The sequence below is a fragment of the Amycolatopsis sp. NBC_00348 genome, assembly GCF_036114655.1.
Classification (GTDB): domain Bacteria; phylum Actinomycetota; class Actinomycetes; order Mycobacteriales; family Pseudonocardiaceae; genus Amycolatopsis.
In genome coordinates, this window is the sequence record NZ_CP107994.1 from 1,514,513 (window position 1) to 1,531,917 (window position 17,405).

15 protein-coding genes are annotated in these 17,405 nt (G+C 71.7%); 6 read left to right on the top strand and 9 right to left on the bottom strand.

What is annotated here, in order from left to right:
• Window positions 1-25: 25 nt before the first annotated feature.
• The gene (locus tag OHS58_RS06730; RefSeq protein WP_328647546.1) at window positions 26-751 is read right to left on the bottom strand and encodes a S1 family peptidase; all 726 of its coding nucleotides are present in this window, start codon (window positions 749-751) and stop codon (window positions 26-28) included.
• 229 nt (window positions 752-980) lie between these two features.
• Between OHS58_RS06730 and OHS58_RS06735 the strand changes: the two genes are divergently transcribed.
• Window positions 981-4,682 carry a S8 family serine peptidase gene (locus tag OHS58_RS06735; protein WP_328647547.1) on the top strand — a complete coding sequence of 1,234 codons (3,702 nt, stop codon included), beginning with the start codon at window positions 981-983 and terminating at the stop codon, window positions 4,680-4,682.
• Here the strand turns inward: OHS58_RS06735 and OHS58_RS06740 are convergent.
• Window positions 4,679-5,743, bottom strand: a complete 1,065-nt coding sequence (locus tag OHS58_RS06740; protein ID WP_328647548.1) for a helix-turn-helix domain-containing protein — start codon at window positions 5,741-5,743, stop codon at window positions 4,679-4,681. The genes OHS58_RS06735 and OHS58_RS06740 overlap by 4 nt on opposite strands.
• A 54-nt stretch (window positions 5,744-5,797) precedes the next feature.
• Window positions 5,798-6,433, bottom strand: a complete 636-nt coding sequence (locus OHS58_RS06745; protein WP_326950707.1) for a TetR/AcrR family transcriptional regulator — start codon at window positions 6,431-6,433, stop codon at window positions 5,798-5,800.
• Window positions 6,434-6,508: 75 nt separating this feature from the next.
• Between OHS58_RS06745 and OHS58_RS06750 the strand changes: the two genes are divergently transcribed.
• Complete coding sequence (locus tag OHS58_RS06750; protein ID WP_328647549.1) at window positions 6,509-7,927, top strand: FAD-dependent monooxygenase; 1,419 nt, start codon at window positions 6,509-6,511, stop codon at window positions 7,925-7,927.
• On the opposite strand, the gene OHS58_RS06755 is transcribed toward OHS58_RS06750, so the two are convergent.
• From OHS58_RS06755 to OHS58_RS06770, 4 genes are read right to left on the bottom strand one after another with little or no spacing between them, the layout of a single operon-like run.
• Window positions 7,924-8,535: a TetR/AcrR family transcriptional regulator gene (locus OHS58_RS06755; RefSeq protein WP_326950705.1), complete on the bottom strand. Its 612-nt coding sequence runs from the start codon at window positions 8,533-8,535 to the stop codon at window positions 7,924-7,926. The genes OHS58_RS06750 and OHS58_RS06755 overlap by 4 nt on opposite strands.
• A 43-nt stretch (window positions 8,536-8,578) precedes the next feature.
• The gene (locus OHS58_RS06760) at window positions 8,579-9,310 is read right to left on the bottom strand and encodes a mycothiol-dependent nitroreductase Rv2466c family protein (protein ID WP_326950704.1); all 732 of its coding nucleotides are present in this window, start codon (window positions 9,308-9,310) and stop codon (window positions 8,579-8,581) included.
• A gap of 39 nt (window positions 9,311-9,349) precedes the next feature.
• Window positions 9,350-10,426: an NADH:flavin oxidoreductase gene (locus tag OHS58_RS06765; RefSeq protein WP_328647550.1), complete on the bottom strand. Its 1,077-nt coding sequence runs from the start codon at window positions 10,424-10,426 to the stop codon at window positions 9,350-9,352.
• A 41-nt stretch (window positions 10,427-10,467) separates the two neighbouring features.
• The gene (locus tag OHS58_RS06770) at window positions 10,468-11,676 is read right to left on the bottom strand and encodes an MFS transporter (RefSeq protein WP_328647551.1); all 1,209 of its coding nucleotides are present in this window, start codon (window positions 11,674-11,676) and stop codon (window positions 10,468-10,470) included.
• Window positions 11,677-11,805: 129 nt separating this feature from the next.
• Between OHS58_RS06770 and OHS58_RS06775 the strand changes: the two genes are divergently transcribed.
• From OHS58_RS06775 to OHS58_RS06785, 3 genes are all read left to right on the top strand, one after another.
• Window positions 11,806-12,159 (top strand): MerR family transcriptional regulator, encoded by a 354-nt coding sequence (locus OHS58_RS06775; RefSeq protein ID WP_326950701.1) that lies wholly within the window; start codon window positions 11,806-11,808, stop codon window positions 12,157-12,159.
• A gap of 220 nt (window positions 12,160-12,379) precedes the next feature.
• Entirely contained in the window at window positions 12,380-12,760 is a 381-nt protein-coding gene (locus tag OHS58_RS06780) for a hypothetical protein (RefSeq protein ID WP_247053000.1), read from the top strand.
• A 4-nt stretch (window positions 12,761-12,764) separates the two neighbouring features.
• Window positions 12,765-14,057, top strand: coding sequence for a trans-sulfuration enzyme family protein (locus OHS58_RS06785; protein WP_326952439.1), 1,293 nt, complete (start codon window positions 12,765-12,767; stop codon window positions 14,055-14,057).
• Here OHS58_RS06785 and OHS58_RS06790 read toward each other — a convergent pair.
• Window positions 14,054-14,674, bottom strand: a complete 621-nt coding sequence (locus OHS58_RS06790; protein ID WP_328647552.1) for a hypothetical protein — start codon at window positions 14,672-14,674, stop codon at window positions 14,054-14,056. The two genes, OHS58_RS06785 and OHS58_RS06790, sit on opposite strands and share 4 nt — an antisense overlap.
• Window positions 14,675-14,906: 232 nt before the next feature.
• Between OHS58_RS06790 and OHS58_RS06795 the strand changes: the two genes are divergently transcribed.
• A complete protein-coding gene (locus OHS58_RS06795; RefSeq protein ID WP_328647553.1) occupies window positions 14,907-16,133 on the top strand; it encodes a TetR/AcrR family transcriptional regulator in 1,227 nt (408 codons plus the stop codon).
• Here the strand turns inward: OHS58_RS06795 and OHS58_RS06800 are convergent.
• A complete protein-coding gene (locus tag OHS58_RS06800; RefSeq protein WP_328647554.1) occupies window positions 16,080-17,291 on the bottom strand; it encodes an oxygenase MpaB family protein in 1,212 nt (403 codons plus the stop codon). The two genes, OHS58_RS06795 and OHS58_RS06800, sit on opposite strands and share 54 nt — an antisense overlap.
• Window positions 17,292-17,405: the final 114 nt, after the last annotated feature.

Below are 17,405 nucleotides of genomic sequence, written 5' to 3' on the forward strand. Positions count from 1 at the left end.
TCCTCTTAGGACGGTGCGTGGCCGGTCAGCCGATGACCCGGCGGATCCAGCTCAGCTGCCGGAAGACGTCGCCGGCACCGGCCATGGTGTCGCGGTCGGAGGTGTCGAAGACCCCGACGAGCGTGCCCGCCGCGGCGCCGGTGCCCATGACCGGGCCGCCGGAGTCGCCGCCGGCCGGGATACCGGTGACGCTCGTGGTGCAGAAGTCGGTTCCGCCCGGGACGGCGAAGCCGTCGCAGCGCGGGTCGTCGGCGGCCAGGACCCGCAGGAGCGACTGCTTGAGCACGTCCGACTGGCAGGAGTTCTCGTCGCCCTGGCAGGTGGCGCCCCAGCCGTACTGCCGGACGTGCCGCCCGGGACGCACCGGGCCCGTGATGGGCAGTTTCGCCGGGGTGACGGTCATCGGCGGCACCTTGATCAGCATCATGTCGGCGTCCGCGCTGCCCTGCCTGCTGCCGGGCACCGGCCGGACCACGGTGCCTTTCCGCTGGTCCAGGCGGCCGACGTGGAACTCGATGCGGGTGTCCGCGATGGCCTCGGCCTGTTCGAAGAAGCAGTGCGACGCGCTGATGATCCATTCGCGCGTGATCGCGGTTCCGGTGCACTCGCCCTTGCCGTCGACGAGCATCCGCACCGCCCACGGCCCGCTGGTGCTGACCGAGCCGCCGATCACCGCCGACGCGGCAGGGGCTGTGGCCAGCGTGGCCGGCGCGACCAGCGCCAGCAGGACGAGCAGACGGCGAAGCCTCATGCGGATGCCCTTTCGTCGGTCGGTGTTCGAGGCGGATCAGGCGTCTGCGAATTCTTCCGGCTGCCGGCCCGATCGGCTCGGCGAGAACCGGTCGATCACCCAGGCGATTGTCGTGGGCCAGTGGCCGGCGTCCGGGTGGCCCGTGGTCCGCTGACGAAGATGCGACGTGTCGTGTTTTGGACGCGGCCGCCCTAGTGACGGATGACGATCACGGCGCGAGCCTGGTGCGATGCACTGGAGATCACGTGTTCTGGTCCTGACCTGCGTCGCCACCCTGGCCGTGGGCACCGCCGGAGCCGCGGACGCGGCCCCCGGCCCGACAGCGGCGCCGGCGCCCGCGGCCGTCGAACGGCATTCGGTCACCCTGCTCACCGGGGACGTCGTCCAGGTCGAACGGCAGCCCGGCGGCAAGCAGGCCGCCACCGTCCAGCCCGCGCCGGGCCGGGAGAAGATCCGGTTCCACCAGCAGGAGGTCGACGGCCACCTCAGCGTCTTCCCCGAGGACGTCGCCCCCCGGCTCGGCTCGAAGCAGGTCGACCGGACCCTGTTCGACGTCACCGAGCTGATCGCCGAGGGTTACGCCGACGAGCAGTCGAAGACGCTCCCGCTGATCCTCACCTACCGCAAGGGCGCGGACCTGCGCACCGCCGAGGCGGCCCCGGCGGCCGCCGAGCTGGGCGTGACGCTGACCAGCGTCAACGGCCGTTCCGCGCGGGCCAGCAAGGCCGACGCCACCGCGTTCTGGACGTCGTCGGCGGGCAACGCGATCGAACGGATCTCCCTGGACCGCAAGGTCCGTGCCTCCCTCGACCGGAGCGTCCCGCAGATCGGCGCCCCCGAGGCGTGGGCCGCGGGCTACGACGGCACCGGCACCACGGTCGCGGTGCTCGACACCGGCTACGACCCCACCCACCCCGACCTGGCCGGGCGCGTGAAGGAGGCGGTCAACTTCACGACCAGCCCCGACACCACCGACCACTTCGGCCACGGCACGCACGTCGCCTCGACGATCGCGGGCTCCGGCGCCGCCTCGGGCGGGCGGCTCAAGGGCGCCGCGCCGGGCGCGAAACTGCTCGTCGGCAAGGTGCTCGACGACGACGGCTTCGGCTACGAGTCCTGGGTCCTCGCCGGGATGGAGTGGGCGGCGCACTCCGGGGCCAAGGCGGTCAACATGAGCCTCGGCGGCGGTCCGACCGACGGCACCGACGAGCTCAGCCTCGGTCTCGAGGCGCTCAGCGCGCAGACCGGCACGCTCTTCGTGGTGGCCGGCGGCAACGACGGCGAACTGGGCGCGTACACGATCGGCTCGCCGGGCACCGCCGCGGCCGCGCTGACCGTCGGCGCGGTCGGCCGTGACGAGAGCCTCGCGCCGTTCTCCAGCCGCGGCCCGCGCCTGGGCGACAACGCCGTCAAGCCCGACATCACCGCGCCCGGCGTCGGCATCGTCGCCGCGCGCGCTGCGGGGACCGCCATGGGCGACGTCGTCGACGACCACTACACCGCCGCGTCCGGCACGTCGATGGCCACGCCGCACGTCGCGGGCGCGGTGGCGATCCTCGCCCAGCAGCACCCGGACTGGACGGGCCGGCAGCTCAAGGACGCGCTGGCCAGCACCTCCCTGACCGCCGGCGGACTTTCGGTGTTCGAGCAGGGCGGTGGCCGGGTCGACGTCGCCCGTGCGGTGAAGCAGCAGATCTTCGCCACCGGCACGCTCGACCTCGGCGCCGTAGAGGACGGCCAGGCGCCGGTGGTCAAGCAGGTCACCTACACCAACGTCGGCACCACGCCGGTGTCCCTGAAGCTCGCCCTCGACGCCAAGTCCCTCGCCGGCGTCCCCGCCGCCGACGGGATCCGGCTCGGCAAGTCCACTGTGGACGTTCCGGCCGGTGGTCAGGCGAGCGTCACGATCACCGGCGACCCGGCGAAACTGGCGGCGGGCACCTACAGCGGGCGGCTCACGGCGACCGCGTCCGGCGTGGTCGTGCACACCTCGCTCGGCGCCGACAAGACCGCGCCGAAGCACAAGGTCACGCTCACCGCCCTCGACCTGCAGGGCAAGCCGACGGTCGCGCCGTGGCTGCTGATGTACGGCGAGGACTACCGCTTCGACGTGAACACCTGGCTGGCCGGCGACGGCCTGACGGTCGAGCTCGGCGACGGCGTGTACTACCTGACCGCGCAGGTCAACGGCGTTCCGAGCAGTGACTACGTCTACCAGGTCGTCCAGCCGGAGATCCGGATCACCGGCGACACGACCATCGTGCTGGACGCCCGCAAGGCGGTGAAGGTGCAGATCGAGACCCCGAAACCGTCGGAACAGGCCGGGATCTGGAGCTACTACACCTACCGGGAACTCGGCTCGCGCAAGATCGCGAACTACGCCATGCAGTTCGACTACGCCCGCGAACTCTGGGTCACGCCGACGCCGAAGGTGACGACCGGGGCCTTCGAGTTCGGCTCCCGCTGGTCGCGGATCGCGCCGCCGTTGACGGCGAACGTCCTGGGCGGCCGTGCGCCGCTCACGACCCGCTACCTCGCCGGATCGCCTAAGCTGGACGGCTGGCGGCTGCTGCAGGCCGTCTCCGCGGGGGCGGGCAAACCGGCGGACTTCACGAAGGCGAACGTGCGCGGGAAGGCCGCGATCGTCGACCCGGACCCGGCGGACTACAACCGCGACGAGGTCTCCCGCGCTGCCGCGGACGCCGGGGCGGCGATCGTCTTCATCGTCGTGCCGGACGGCTGGGGGACCGCCGCGGTGCCGTCGATCAGCGCGGCGCCGTTCCTGCGGATCCCGACCGTTCAACTCGACCGGGACGAGGGCGTGGCGCTGCTCGGCAAGATCAAACGCCTCCCGGCTTTCCTGAGCCTGCAAGGGATCGCGGTCAGTCCGTACCTCTACGACGTGGTGCAGACCGAGCGCGACCGGATCCCGGAGAAGCTCGTCCACCGGGTCACCGCGGCGAACACCGCGACCGTCACCACCCACTACCGCCAGACCGGCAGCGGCGGGGAGGCCAAGGAACAGCGGTTCGCGTGGAAGCCGTGGCAGGACTTCGCCGTCAACGAGTACCAGCGGTACGTGACGACGCCGTCGACGCGGGAGGAGTACGTCAGCTCCGGGGACGTCCAGTGGCAGCACCGGGTCAAGCACGGCCTGGTGTGGGACGAGATGTCGCCGCTCGACGGCGGTATGACCGCGGCGCCGCGCACCTACACGGGCAAGGAGAACCTGACCGAGGACTGGTTCGCGCCGGTCGTGCGGCCCGCCATCCCGCGGGGCGTGCCCGGTTTGGACTCGACCCGCGAGGGCGACAACCTGCGGATCCGGATCCCGGAGTTCGTCGACAGCCAGGCCGGGCACTACGGTTTCAACGAAGGCGACGACCAGGCCGCCCCGGCGACCACGTCGGCGAAACTGTTCCGTGACGGCAAGCTCGTGTCGGAGCAGCCGTACGCGTTCGGTACCTTCCCCGCCGGCGCGGACCCGGCGACCTACCGGCTCGACCTGTCGGTGCGGCGCGACTCACCGGAGTGGCTGTTCGGCACCAGCACCCAGACGTCGTGGACGTTCCGCTCGGCCCGGTCGGCGGCACCGGCGCTGCTTCCGTTGCTGCAGCTGGACTACGCGGTGGACGCCGACTCCGGCAACCGGCTCCTGGCCGGTCGGAAGGCCAGGATCGGCCTGAGCGCGCGGTTCCAGGACGGGATGGCCGCGCCGGACGTGCGGGCGGTGAAGGCCTGGGCGTCCTACGACGACGGCAGGACCTGGCGCGCCGTCGACGTCAAGCGCACCGGGAAGTCCTACGAGGCCACGATCGACCACCCGTCGCTCGGGGCCACGAACAAGTACGTCGCGTTGCGGGTGCAGGCCACCGACACCGCGGGCGACACCGTCGACCAGACGGTGACGCGGGCGTACGGGCTGCGCTAGCCGGTTTCGCTCAAGGGCTCCGGGTGCCTTCCGCCGGTTCGCGGCAGGAGGTGCCCGGGGCTCGGCTCGTCCAGCCAGCCGAGTTTGCTGGCCTGCCAGGCCAGCTGCATCCGGGTGCGGGCGTTGACCCGGCGCATCAGGTCCTGCAGGCGCCGCTGGACGGTCCGGTAGCTGACGTCGAGCTGCGTCGCGATCGACTTGTCGCTGACGCCGCCGATGAGCAGGGACAGCAGCCGCCGCTCGTCGGGGTCGAGGTGGCTCGTGGGCGCGGTGTCGCCGATCCGCAGCGGCGACGCGCGTTCCCAGTAGACCTCGAACAACGCGACCAGCGCGGACAGCAGGCTGCTCTCCCGGACGAGCGCGGCGGTCGGCTCGCCCGTGCTGTCGTGGCTGACCAGCGGGCACAGCGCCACCGAACGGTCGGAGATGGCCAGGCGCACCGGGAGTTTCGAGATCGAGCGGGCGATCTCGCCACCTTCGATCCCCTCCAGGACGTTGACGATCCGGCCGGGTTCTTCGAGCAGGCCGGTCTCGTAGATCACGCGGTAGCGCACGCCGCGGGCCTGCGCGAGCGCCTCCTCGACGTTCTCCGACGCCGCCATCGCGACGTTGCCCTCCAGGCAGAACCACAGCGACTCTTCGCGGGCCCCGCGCTGGATGGCGAGGGCCTGCCGCCGGATCGCGTCCACCCCGGTGACGACCTCGACGAGCTGCGCGGAGTCACGCCGCCGCGCGCTGCCGCGGTACTCCTCGGCGAGCTGGGACACCGCGGCCCTGGCGGCCTCCAGCTTCTCCTGGCCGTGCACCAGCAGCGGGCCGAGCGAGACGTCCGGCGGCGCGGACACGTAGTGCTCGTCGGTCCTGTTGACGAGCCCCTTCGCCAGCAGGACCTCCAGGATCGGGTCCACGTCGTCGCGGCCCACGCCGGCCTTGTCCGCGATCTCGTCGGGCGCGGTCCGGTAGCCGCCGACGATCGCGCGGTAGACCCGTTCTTCATCGGGGGTCATGCCCAGTGCTTCCAGCACAATGCCTCCTGGCCACGTGGCCGGCGGGTGTCCCATCGGCGCTGACGGCTTGTCGACAACGTACAACGCGGGCGCAAACGGGTGAACGGGTCACACCGCTTCGTGATCTTGCCGGTCGTCCCGCAGCGCCGACTCCGCTTGCCCGGCCAGCCAGCCGGCCGCCTGCTCGAGGCCCCAGCCGAAGCTCCACATGGTGCGCCACGACTCGAACCCGAAGTAGAACCACAGGATCTGCCCGACGCGGGTCCGGTCCAGCCCCGCGCGCAGGCCGCCGATCTCGACGAGACGTCCCGCGGCGACGTCGAGACGCGCCCGGGTGGCGCGCACCGCCAGGTCGGCCGCGGCGGCGACGTCCCGGTCGGCCGTGCGGTTGTCCAGCAGGATCGCGAGGATCCGCTGCCGGCGCCGTTGCACCGAGCCGGTGCCCTCGGCCACCAGCCGCACCACCGCGCGGACGTCGGCGCACCCGGTGACCGCCCGCGCCGCTTCGACGGCTTCCTCGTCGCGGGCGCCGTCCTCGGTCAGCGCGGTCACCAGGGCCGGCTTGCCGCCCACGCTGGTGTAGACGGTGTTCACCGCCACCCCGGCGGCCTCCGCGACGGCGGCGACGCTCGTGCGGGCGTACCCCCGCTCGGCGAACAACGCGGCGGCCGCGTCGAGGATCGTCCGGCGGGTGTCCTGGGCGTGCCGCTCCCGCACCGACGACCGGTAGTCACGTGCAGCCATGGGCCGATGCTACCTCCCTACATTGAGAGTATGATCGTTACTATGAATATGGGGAGACTCCAGTCAACTGAACCGGTGCGTGACGACGTCGTGGTCGTCGGAGCGGGGCCGGTGGGCCTGTGGACGGCGGCGGAGCTGGGCCTGGGCGGCGTGCCGGCCGTGGTCCTGGAGCGGGCCGCCGGGCGCAGCCCGCACTCCAAGGCGCTGGGCGTGCACCCGCGCACCCTGGAGGTGCTGGCGACGCGCGGGCTGGCCGAGCGGTTCCTGGCCGAGGGGACACCCATCCCGCGGTGGCACTTCGGCATGCTGGACACCCCGATCGACCTCTCCGTGCTCGACACGCCCTACCCGTTCATGCTCGCCCTGCCCCAGCGCCGCACCGAGGAGCTGCTCGAAGAGCACGTGCTCGCGGCGGGGGCGCGGATCCTGCGCGGCCACCGCGTCACGGACCTGACGCAGGACGAGGACGGCGTCCGGCTGGAAGTGTCCGGACCGGACGGTCCGTACACGCGCCTCGCGCACTACGTCGTCGGAGCCGACGGCGTCGGCAGCGTGGTGCGCACCGCGGCCGGGATCGCCTTCCCCGGGACCGAAACGACGTTCTACAGCTACCTCGGCGAGGTCCGGGTGACGTCGGAACCGGTGCGCAGCGCCCACAACGAGCACGGCGCGCTGCTGTCGGTGCCCCTGCGCGACGGCCGCTACCGGATCTCCGGGGTGGACAAGGCGACCGGCCACGAAGCCGGCCCGTTGACCCTGGAAGCCCTGCGCGAGGCCACGATCCGCGTCGCCGGGAGCGATTTCGGGATGCACGACCCCAGCTGGCTCACCCGGTTCGGCGATGCCGCGAAGCTGGCGGAACGCTACCGCCACGGCCGGGTGCTGCTCGCCGGCGACGCGGCGCACCGGCACCTGCCGGCCGGGGGAGTGGGCCTCAACGTCGGCGTCCAGGACGCGATGAACCTCGGCTGGCGCCTGGCGGCGGTCGCCCGGGGCGACGCGGACCCGGCGCTGCTGGACGCCTACCACGACGAGCGTCACCCGGTCGGGGAACAGCTGGTCCAGCACACCCAGGGCCAGTCGGCGCTCATCACCGCCACCACCCCGGACGGGATGGCCCTGCGGGCGGTGCTGAGCGGGCTCATCGCCGAGGTGCCCGAGCTTTCGCTGGCGCTGGCCCGCAAACTGTCCGCCCTGGACGTCGCCTACCCGGCCGGCGGCCACCCGCTGACCGGCACACGCGTGCCGGTCGCACAGCCGTGGCCGGTGTTCCTCGTCGACGCGGCCGCACCGATCCCGGCGGCCACCGCGGCCGCGGTGAAGCGGGGAATCGACGTCGTCGCGGCGCCACTCCCGTGGACCACTGCGGCGGCGGTGCTCGTGCGTCCCGACGGGCACGTCTGGTGGGCCGCGGACGAGGTGGACGACGAGCGGATCGCCGCGGCACTGGCCGACGTCGGCGTCCGCTGGCCTGAACGCTCCGCTTCGGCCTAGGCGTTGCGCCGCTTCGGCTTGTCCCGCGGTGTCGTCTTCGTCGGTGTCTTCGGCGGTGCCAGGAGGCTAGGCATGAGGGCCACCGTCTCGGCGAACGCGTCGTTGTCGCCGAGGACTCGGGCGAGCACCAGCGAGCCTTCGATGCGCAGGAAGACGTCTCGGGCGGCACGCATGGCGTCGTCCGGGCGGCGGCCCGCGCGTTGTGCGGCTTCGGCCATCGCGTCGATCCACGTCTTGGCCAGCGCCCGGGCGTGGTCGCGCAGCCGCTCCGGGGTGCCGGCCAAGGTCATCGTGTCGAGGACGCACGACAACGCGCCCGCCCCGTAGAACTGGCCGAGCCGTTGCGCGGTCTCCGTGATGCCCTCGGTGACGTCCGGGTCCTCGCGCATCGGCGCCAGTATCCAGAGGAACCGTTTGCCCACCTCGGTGAGCACGGCGTCCGCCATCCCTTCCTTGCCGTCGGGGAAGCGGTGGTAGAGGCTCGCCCGCTGGAGGCCGGTGGCCGCCGAGAGGTCGCCGATCGCCGTGCCTTCGACGCCCTTCTCGCGGAACACCTTGACGAGCAGGTCGATCAGGTCGGCTTCGGTGATGGAGGGGGGGCGGGCCATACCGGCTAGTTTACCGAACTTTCGGTAAACTAGCCGGAGGGTGCTACTTCTTGAGCCTGCGGCTCCCGGCGTGCCAGTCCTCGGTCTTGCCCGTCTCCTCCGTCGTGACGCCGAACGACGGCAGCTGCGGGCGCTCGCGCAGGCTGCGCTTGAGCTCGGCGAAGCCGGGGAACCGGGCGAGGCCGACGACGTGGTCCCACAGCGCCGCGGCCTGGTCCTCGTCGGGCAGCCGGCTGATCACCGGCCCGAAGAAGGCGACACCCCCGGGCGGTTCGAAGTGGACGATCGGCGTACCGACGTCCTTGCCCGTCAAGGACAGTGCCTCGTCGGACTCGGCTTGGATCTCGGCGTCGCGGGTCGTGTCGTCGAGGGCGTCGGCGAGCGACGTCGGCAGGCCGGCTTCGGCGAGCGCGTCGGCGGCGAGGCCGGGGGTGCCTTGCCAGCCGGGGGTCTTGCCTTCGTCGGGGCCGGCTTCGAGGATGCGCGCGCCGAAGGCCGCGTAGAGCGGGCCGATCGCCTCACGGCCGTGCTTCTCGCGGGCCGCCGACGCGACGCGCAGCAGCCGCAGGCCCGCGGTGTGCTGGGCGTCGTACTCCGGGGGGAAGTGGGTGTCGTAGTCGAGGTGCGAGTTGATCAGGCGCAGGGAGATGAACCGCCAGTCGACGGTGTAGTCGCGCTGCGCCTGGACGATCCGGATCCACTTGCTCGTCATCCACGCGAACGGGCAGATGGGGTCGAAGTAGAAGTTGATGTCAGCGTTCTTCGCCGGATTCATGGTCACGATCCTAAGGTCGGTCTTCGGGTGGACGGCTGCTCAGTAGACGAAGCTCGGCCAGCCGCTGACGTAGTTGATGAAGCGCTCGCTCAGCCCGCCGGTGCGCAGATACTGTGCCGTCACGGGAAGCTGCGCGCTGTCGTACCGCGGGTTCGCTTTCACCTGCCGGGGGAAGTCCCGCTGGAGGATGCCGGCCCGGCCGATCAGCACGAAGTCGCAGCCTTCGTCCAGCAGCTGCCCGGCGCGCTGGGCGCTCATGATCTTGCCCGCTGTCCCCACGCGCACGCTCTTCCGGGGAAGACCGGTGAAGATACCGAGCATGGACTGTCCGCGCAACGCCCCCTCCTGGACGAGCTGCGCGGAATCCCACAGGGCCAGGTCGAGGTAGTCGATCAGCTCGCGGTCGAGCACCTCGGCGGTGATGTCCCGCAGTTCTTCCAGGCGCAGCCCGTACCGCTCGACCGACAAGCGCCAGCCGATCTGGAACTCGGGGCCGCACGCCCGGCGGATTCCCTCGATCACCTCGATGGTGAGGCGCGCCCGGTTCTCGGTGCTGCCGCCGTACTTGTCGGTGCGGTCGTTGAGCAGCGGGGACATGAACTCGGACAGGATCCACCCGAACGCGCCGTGGACGGCGACGCCGTCGAACCCGGCCCGTTCCGCCCGCACGGCGGCGGCGACGAAGCTGTCGCGGATGCGCTCGACTTCTTCCGTCGTCAGCGCTTTGACACCCGGCACCGTGGAGTCGGAGGCCGGAGCCGGGAGCCCGCCCAGCTCGGGGCGAGCGCGATGGCCGGCGTGGTGCAACTGCACCGCGGACAGGCCACCGCCCCGCCGGATCGAGGTGGCCATCTCGGTCAGGCCGGGCAGGTGGGCGTCGCTGTGGACACCCAGCTGCCGCTCGAACGCGATGCCGCCGGCCTCGACGGTGGCGGCGCACGTCTGGATCAAGGCGTAGTCGCTCCGGGCGAGCTGCCTGATCCACTCCTGGTCGAAGGGGGACGCGGAACCGTCGTGCTCGCTCTGCTGGTTGGTGAGCGGTGCCAGCATGAAGCGATTGCGCATCGCCGGACCGTGGGCGAGGGTGAGCGGTTCGAACAGATCCGAAACTGACATGACGATCTCCTGCTGACGATGATTTCGGGCGAGCGACGGCGCTACTGGCCGGAGACGGGGTTCCGCGCCGGGAACGCGTGGGTCCGGGCGAGGAGCACGGCGAGCGCGGTCGGTACGAGGAGCACGACGGCCGCGATGATGAGCGACTCGGGGCCGAAACCGGCGAGCAGCGCGCCGCCGACCAGGCCGCCCAGTCCGATGCCCAGGTTCCAGGTGGTCACCATCGACGACTGGGCTGCGTCGGCGTGCTTGCCCGCGGCCCTCATCAGCGCCGACTGCAGCAAGGTGGCCGCTCCGCCGAACGCGAGTCCCCACGCCGCGACCGCGGCGTAGTCGACGGCGGGGCTGGAGGCGGCCACGGCGAGCACGCCCGCGGCTACGGCGAAGAGTGCGGTGCTGACGACGACCAGCCGGCGGTGGTGCCGGTCGATGAGCACGCCGGTGAGCCAGATGCTGACGATCGAGGCGATGCCGAAGTCGAGCAGGACCCACTGCACCTGGTCCTGCAGTCCGGCTTCGGAGAGGATCGGCGCGATGTAGGTATAGAGGATGGTGTGCGCGAGTACGAACGCGCCCGTCACGGCGAGGACGGTGCGAATGCCGTGCAGCCGCAGGATGCGACGCAGCGGAACCCGATCCTCGGCCTTTTGCCCGGCGAAGTTGGGAAGGCTCCACACGGTCCAGATGATCAGCAGCCCGGTCAGGGCCGTGACGACGCCGAACGTGAGCTGCCACCCGACCGCCTTGCCGAGGTACGCCCCCACGGGAACGCCGAGGGAAAGGGCCACGGGCGTACCGGCCATGGCGAACGCCATCGCCCGCCCCTTGAGCCCGGGGCCGACCAGCCGGGATGCGTACCCGCCGAGAAGGCTCCAGACGATGCCGGAGGAAGCGCCCGCGATGAATCGCGCGCCCATGGTGACGGGGAAGCTGAGGGAAATCGCGGTCACGAGGTTGGCGACCACGAATCCGGCCAGCGCCGCCAGGAGCAGATGACGTCTCGGCCACGAGGCGGTGGCCAGGGTGACGGGAATCGCCGTCAGCAGGGTGCCGACCGCGTAGATCGTGACCGTCTGACCGCCGACGGATTCCGAGACTTCCAGCGCCTGGCTCATCTGCGGCAACACGCCGGCCGGCAGCGCCTCGGTGAGGGTGGTGATCAGTCCGGCGACGAAGAGCGCGATCAAGGGGAGCAGGGGCAGCCGTTCCGCGGGCGCGGTTGTCGGAACGTGCGTTGGTGAGGTGGTCACGAGTGTCCTTTGTGGTCAGAGCCGTTGAAGGTGTTGCCCTGGGCTCGAATCGGGCCTCCGTGTTCGGAGACTCGGCTAGACTCCAACCTTGACATCGATGTGAAGGCTAGTGGCTTTCCGGGAGTTGTGATGAGGATCAAAGCGCTGTCCGAGCGGACCGGCGTTTCCGCGCGGTTGCTGCGTTATTACGAAGAGCAGGGTCTTATCGATCCTCTGCGCCAGCAAAACGGTTACCGCGACTACGACGAGGCTCAGGTCGAGCGGGTCCGACAGATTCGTAGCCTGCTGGATGCCGGGCTGACAACCGAGATCATCAGGGCCGTGCTGCCCTGCCTGGCCGAGGCGGCGGATTCCCGTTATCCCGCACCGGACTTCGTCAGTCGGATCCGGCAGGAACGCAGCCGCATGGCTGAACGGCTCGCAATCCTGTCGAAGAACCTGCAGGCGATGGACGCCTACCTGGACGCGCTCGTCAAGGAGTAACACGCCGGTGTCCACTGTGCGCAGTCCGAGGTGGACGCTTCGGTTCCGGTGTTCGGTGGTCCGGTCATGGTCCTCCCCAGCATGGATGATGGCACACTTGTTACCGAACGTACGGTAAAAAACTCCTGTGGGCAGCGTGACGAGTGCCACTTTTGAATATTACCGAACGTACGGTAAAAATGAAGCAGTTCACCTCATCCGATCCCGAGGAGCACGTTCCATGAGCAGTAAGACCGCGGTCGTGGTGCTGTCCGACCCGTCGACCGGCACCGACGAAGCACTGGGCCGGGTGTTCGACGCCCTCGCCACGGCGTGGGAGTTCGCGCAGGGCGGGGAGGCCCTGGTGCTGTTCCAGGGCACCGGCACCCGCTGGCCGGCCGTGCTGGCCGACCCGGCCCACCCCGCGCACGAGCTCTACACGGCGGTGAAGAAGCAGGTGGCCACGGTGGCCTCCTCCGGCTGCACGACCGTTTTCGGCGCGACCGCGGGCATCGAGGCCGAGGAGATCAAGCAGATCGGCCAGAACCAGGCCCCCGGCACCCCCGGCGTCGCGAGCATCCGGGAACTGGTCGAGTCCGGCTACCAGGTCCTGACCTTCTGACGCCGTGACCTCATCGACCGGCTCGCCGTCCACCCGGCGAGCCGGCGGCGAGGTCCGGCGGGATTCCCGACGCCGGGCGGCCGCCCGGCGCAGCGACAATCCGAAGTGGACGGTGACGATGAACCCCAGCGCGCACCCGGCGACCCGCGCCGCGCGAGCGGGCACCCACACCCCGCCCGGCGCGGCCCCGCCCCTGGTGCCGGCGCTGCACCAGAGCACCGTGCACGCCTACCCGGACCTCGCGTCGCTGCACCGGGTCCTCGACGACGAGGAGCGCGGGCAGGTCTACTACCGGTTTGGGCACTACAACGGCCAGGTGCTCGAAGAGGCCGTCGCGGACCTCGAAGGCGCGGCCGACGCGGTCTCCGCCGCGTCCGGCATGGCCGCGCTCACCGGGACGGTGCTCGCCCTCGTCGAGGCCGGCGGCCACGTCGTCGCCGACCGCAACGCCTACGGCGGCACCCGCAGCCTGCTCGAGGTCGACCTGCCCCGGCTCGGCATCACCACGACCCTCGTCGACGCCGCCGACCCCGGCGACGTCGAACGGGCGCTGACCCCGCGGACCGGGCTCCTGCTCGTGGAGGCGCTGACCAACCCGACCATGCGGGTGCCCGACCTGCCCGCCCTCGCCGCGCTCGCCGCCGCGGCCGGTGCCACCTTCGTCGTCGACTCGACGTTCGCCACGCCCGCCCTGATCCGGCCGCTCGACCACGGCGCCGACCTGGTGTGGCACAGCATCCCCAAGTACCTCGGCGGCCACTCCGCCGCGATGGGCGGCATCGTCGCCGGCGACGCCGGCCTCGTCGCGCGGATCCGCCGGTCGATCGTCCACGTCGGCGCCACGCTGGGCCCGTTCGACGCGTGGCTGGCCCTGCTCGGGCTGAAGACCCTCCCGCTGCGGATGCGGGCGCACACCCGCGGCGCGACGGCCGTCGCGGAGTTCCTCGCCACGCACCCGGCGGTCACGCGCGTGCACCACCCGGCGCACCCCGGCCACCCGCACGCCGCCACCGCGGCCCGGCTCTACCCGGGCGGAACGGGCGGCATGCTGTCCTTCGAGCTCGCCGGCGGCCGCCGCGCCGTCGACGAGCTCATCCGCCGCCTCGGGCCGGCGATCCCGCTGTCGCCCAGCCTGGCCGACGTCGCGACGACACTCGTCCACCCCGCCACGACCACGCACCGGTCGCTGGCCCCGGAGGACCTGGCGGTTCTCGGGATCACCGACGGGCTGGTCCGCCTCTCGGTCGGCATCGAAGAGCCGGCCGACCTCGTCGCCGAGCTGGGCGCGGCGCTCTAGAGCCGGTCGGCGAGCTTCCGCGCCAGTGCGGTGTAGACGTCGGTGCGGTGCTCGCGCAGGTACAGGGTCACGGTCCGGTTCTGGCCGTGGCTCCGCTTCCCGGTCATGACCAGGGCGACGCCGTCGGCGGCGGCCAGCGGGCAGTGGATCGCGCCCTCGCCGATCCCGGGCAGGGTGGTCGCGGGGCCGCGGCAGTCCCGCTTGCTGTTTTCGACCGCCCTGGCGGGTGTGTAGGACCGGGACGACGCGATGACCCACATGTCGAGCACCCAGGGCGTCCGGTACTTGCCTTCGTAGCGGCACCGGAACTCGGTGCCGGGTACGTAGGTCGGGTCCGGCGGTTGCTCGGCCGCGACGATGTCCTCGCTGGTGCCGATCAATTCCTGCACTTCGCCGGGGCCGAGGAACGGGCACGCGGCGGTCACCTTCGCGGGCGACACCAGCGGCGTGAACGGCGGCGCCACCGGGGTCGTGGTGGCCGGCGGGGTCGTGGCCGGGCGCGCGGTCGTGGCGGTCGTCGCCGGCGCGGACGTCACGGCGGCGGTCTTCGGGGCCGAGCACGCGGCCGGGCCGGCCAGGACCAGTACGGCCGCGAGAGCGACCCCGAATCTCCCCATACCGCCAATCTAGCCCGAAATCGGTCGGAGGCGAGGGCCGGCGCATCGGTCACGACCGCGGAAACCGTCGAATGGGAAGTGGCGGATCCCGCCGAGGTGCCGGATTCGCCGGTGGCGCACCCACAGTCCGTCCCGCGGCCGGGCGACCGTGCTGATCCCGGGCCCTCGGTCCGGCTCGTGATTGACTGGCACGCATGGCCCTGCTCCCGCGTCCGTTCGCCCGGGTCCGCCGATGACCGCCGAGTCGCCCGCGGCCACCCGGCCGCGCAACCGCAAGCAGCTCATCGTCGAAGCGGCGGGCCGGGTGTTCAGCGAGCGCGGCTACCACGCCGCGTCCATGGAGGAGATCGCCACCACGGTGGGCATCACCGCGGCGGCGCTGTACCGGCACTTCCCGAACAAGTACGCGTTGTTCGCCGAGTGCGCGAACGTCATGGTGGACCGGCTCGTCGCCGCGGTCGACGAGGTGCCGCCCGACGCGGCCTTGGCGGACGTGCTCGCGGCCGTCACCCGGGTCACCGTCGCCCATCGCGCGGCGGGTGGGCTGTACCGGTGGGAGGCGCGCTACCTCGACCGCGACGACCGCCGGGTCCTGAGGGCGAAGTTCGCGCACGTCGTCGCGCGGGTGACCCGGGTGGTGCGGCGTGAGCACCCGCTGCCGGACGAGCACCTGCGGGCCGCGGCGGCCCTCGGCGCGATCGCGTCGGTCACGATGCACCGCACCTCGATCGCCCCGCGCCGGGCCGAGGACCTGCTGCTGGCGGCCGCTTTGCGCGTCGCCGCGACCAGCCCCGCGGCGGCCGTCGGGAGCGCGCGCGCCGTCGAGCTGCCCGTCCTGCCCGTGCCGCGCACCCGGCGTGCGGAGATCCTCGCCGCCGCCGTCCCGCTGTTCGAACGGGACGGCTTCGCCACCGTCACGAACGGCCGGATCGCCGAGGCCGCGGGCCTGGTCCCGTCGACGATCTACCGCCACTTCCCCGCCAAGGCCGACATCCTGGCCGCGGCCTGCCTGCAGGCCGCCGGGCTGCTGGCCCAAGCGGTGGAACAGAACCTGCACGGCGTGGCCGGCCCGCACGACGCCGTTGTCGCACTGGCGGCGACGTACGTGGCCTACAGCTTCGAGCACACCGCCCTCACCAGCGTCGCCGACGCCGAGGTCGCCGGCCTGCCGGCCGCCCTGCAGCGCCCGTTGGCCGTCGCGCAGCGCGAGCACATCGCCGTCTGGGAGCAGCAACTGCGGCTGGCCCGCCCGGACCTCGATCCGCGCCAGGCCCGGGCCCTGGTGCACGCGGGCTTCGGCGTGGTGGTCGAGGCCGGCCGGCGGCTGCGGTGGCAGGACAGCCCGGACCACCGCGCCGCCGTCACCGCGTTGGTCGTCGGGGCGCTGGGACTCCCGGCGCGCCGGTCAGGCGCCGGGCCGGTTCGCGGTGGGGATCACGATGGTGGTGCTCGTCGGTGACGTCCCGTTGTTGAGGAACAACATCGCCAGCGCCCGCACGAACTGGTCGAACATGTAGAAGCCGACGGGCAGCACGGGCAACAGCCCCTCCCGGAACGCGATGTAGGTGGGCCACCCGGTGCGGACCAGGGTGGCCGCCGCGTAGTCGCGGGGCAGGGAGAGCCAGTCGCCGATCTTGTCGTTGAGCACGTAGCGCACGAACTCGTTCAGGAATCCGCGCGTGACACCCAGATCGACCTGGGCGGTCAGGCCGAGGAGGTCCTTGGCCAGTTCCTTGCCCTCGGTCGTCGGGGCGAGGATCGGCGTGAGCGCGTACGCCGACTGCGCGTTCGCGTCGGCCCACGTCTTGGGGATGAACTCGTCGCGCACGCCGAGCAGGTGGATGGCGACCTGCCACATGTGCAGGAAGGCGTCCTCCTCCGCGGCCGTCATCGGTACCTTCCACTCGACCAGCTTCCGGTGCACGAAGGTGCCCAGGCTGTGGAAGGTGACGAGGATGTCGCCGTTGCTGATCGGGATCGGCGTGTCCGTGGCCGCCTGCCAGTGCGCCGACCGCGGCAGTAGGTGGCGCACCGCGGCGTGCACCAGCCGCGTCTTGTTGGCGGTGACCACGAACTGGCCGGTGGGCTCGTAGGCGGTCAGCTCGCTCAGGTCGTAGCCGAACGTGAACGTCTTGGCCGCGCGGTCCTTCATGTTGGCGCCGCCCGCTGACCAGTAGACCGACTCGGCCTCCCGCGGGATGACCGTGCTCATGATGCCGCTGCCGAGGCCGTACAGCATGAACAGGTAGGTGTCCTTGCGCCGGTTGAAGTCGGCGGCGAGCCGGAGCTTGGCGCGGTCGGCCCAGGCGGGCAGGTTCGCGGCCTGCTGGAGGTGGGCGGCGAGGGCGGTCGGCAGGCTGCTGGGCACCGGGTCGTTGTTGTTCGCCCACGACGCCAGCGCGGCGTTGACCGCCGGGACCTGGCCGTTGTCGAGCAGCGATGCCACGAGACCGTCGACCGGGTCGTCCCAGACCTGCCACGGGTCGGCTCCCGAGCCGGTGCCGGCCATCGACCCCGTCGACGACCAGGCCCACGCGGGGGCGGCCGTGCTCGCCACACCCGCGAGCCCGAGCGCCGCACCGAGGGACAAGACACTCCTTCTGCTGAGATTGCTCATTTACATACCTGCTTCCTTGGAGGCTGTTACGTGCATCTCTGCTGTCTGGCCTGGACTTGGTGCCACGACGTCGTGTTCGAGCTTGTGTGCGGGTGCGATTCCTCGTTAACATAT

What these genes read in the sequence shown, in the direction of transcription:
- OHS58_RS06730 (WP_328647546.1), bottom strand. Translation starts at nt 751, where the DNA reads ATGAGGCTTCGCCGTCTGCTCGTCCTGCTGGCGCTGGTCGCGCCGGCC.
- OHS58_RS06735 (WP_328647547.1), top strand. Translation starts at nt 981, where the DNA reads ATGCACTGGAGATCACGTGTTCTGGTCCTGACCTGCGTCGCCACCCTG.
- OHS58_RS06740 (WP_328647548.1), bottom strand. Translation starts at nt 5,743, where the DNA reads ATGGGACACCCGCCGGCCACGTGGCCAGGAGGCATTGTGCTGGAAGCA.
- OHS58_RS06745 (WP_326950707.1), bottom strand. Translation starts at nt 6,433, where the DNA reads ATGGCTGCACGTGACTACCGGTCGTCGGTGCGGGAGCGGCACGCCCAG.
- OHS58_RS06755 (WP_326950705.1), bottom strand. Translation starts at nt 8,535, where the DNA reads ATGGCCCGCCCCCCCTCCATCACCGAAGCCGACCTGATCGACCTGCTC.
- OHS58_RS06760 (WP_326950704.1), bottom strand. Translation starts at nt 9,310, where the DNA reads ATGAATCCGGCGAAGAACGCTGACATCAACTTCTACTTCGACCCCATC.
- OHS58_RS06765 (WP_328647550.1), bottom strand. Translation starts at nt 10,426, where the DNA reads ATGTCAGTTTCGGATCTGTTCGAACCGCTCACCCTCGCCCACGGTCCG.
- OHS58_RS06775 (WP_326950701.1), top strand. Translation starts at nt 11,806, where the DNA reads ATGAGGATCAAAGCGCTGTCCGAGCGGACCGGCGTTTCCGCGCGGTTG.
- OHS58_RS06780 (WP_247053000.1), top strand. Translation starts at nt 12,380, where the DNA reads ATGAGCAGTAAGACCGCGGTCGTGGTGCTGTCCGACCCGTCGACCGGC.
- OHS58_RS06790 (WP_328647552.1), bottom strand. Translation starts at nt 14,674, where the DNA reads ATGGGGAGATTCGGGGTCGCTCTCGCGGCCGTACTGGTCCTGGCCGGC.
- OHS58_RS06795 (WP_328647553.1), top strand. Translation starts at nt 14,907, where the DNA reads ATGACCGCCGAGTCGCCCGCGGCCACCCGGCCGCGCAACCGCAAGCAG.
- OHS58_RS06800 (WP_328647554.1), bottom strand. Translation starts at nt 17,291, where the DNA reads ATGAGCAATCTCAGCAGAAGGAGTGTCTTGTCCCTCGGTGCGGCGCTC.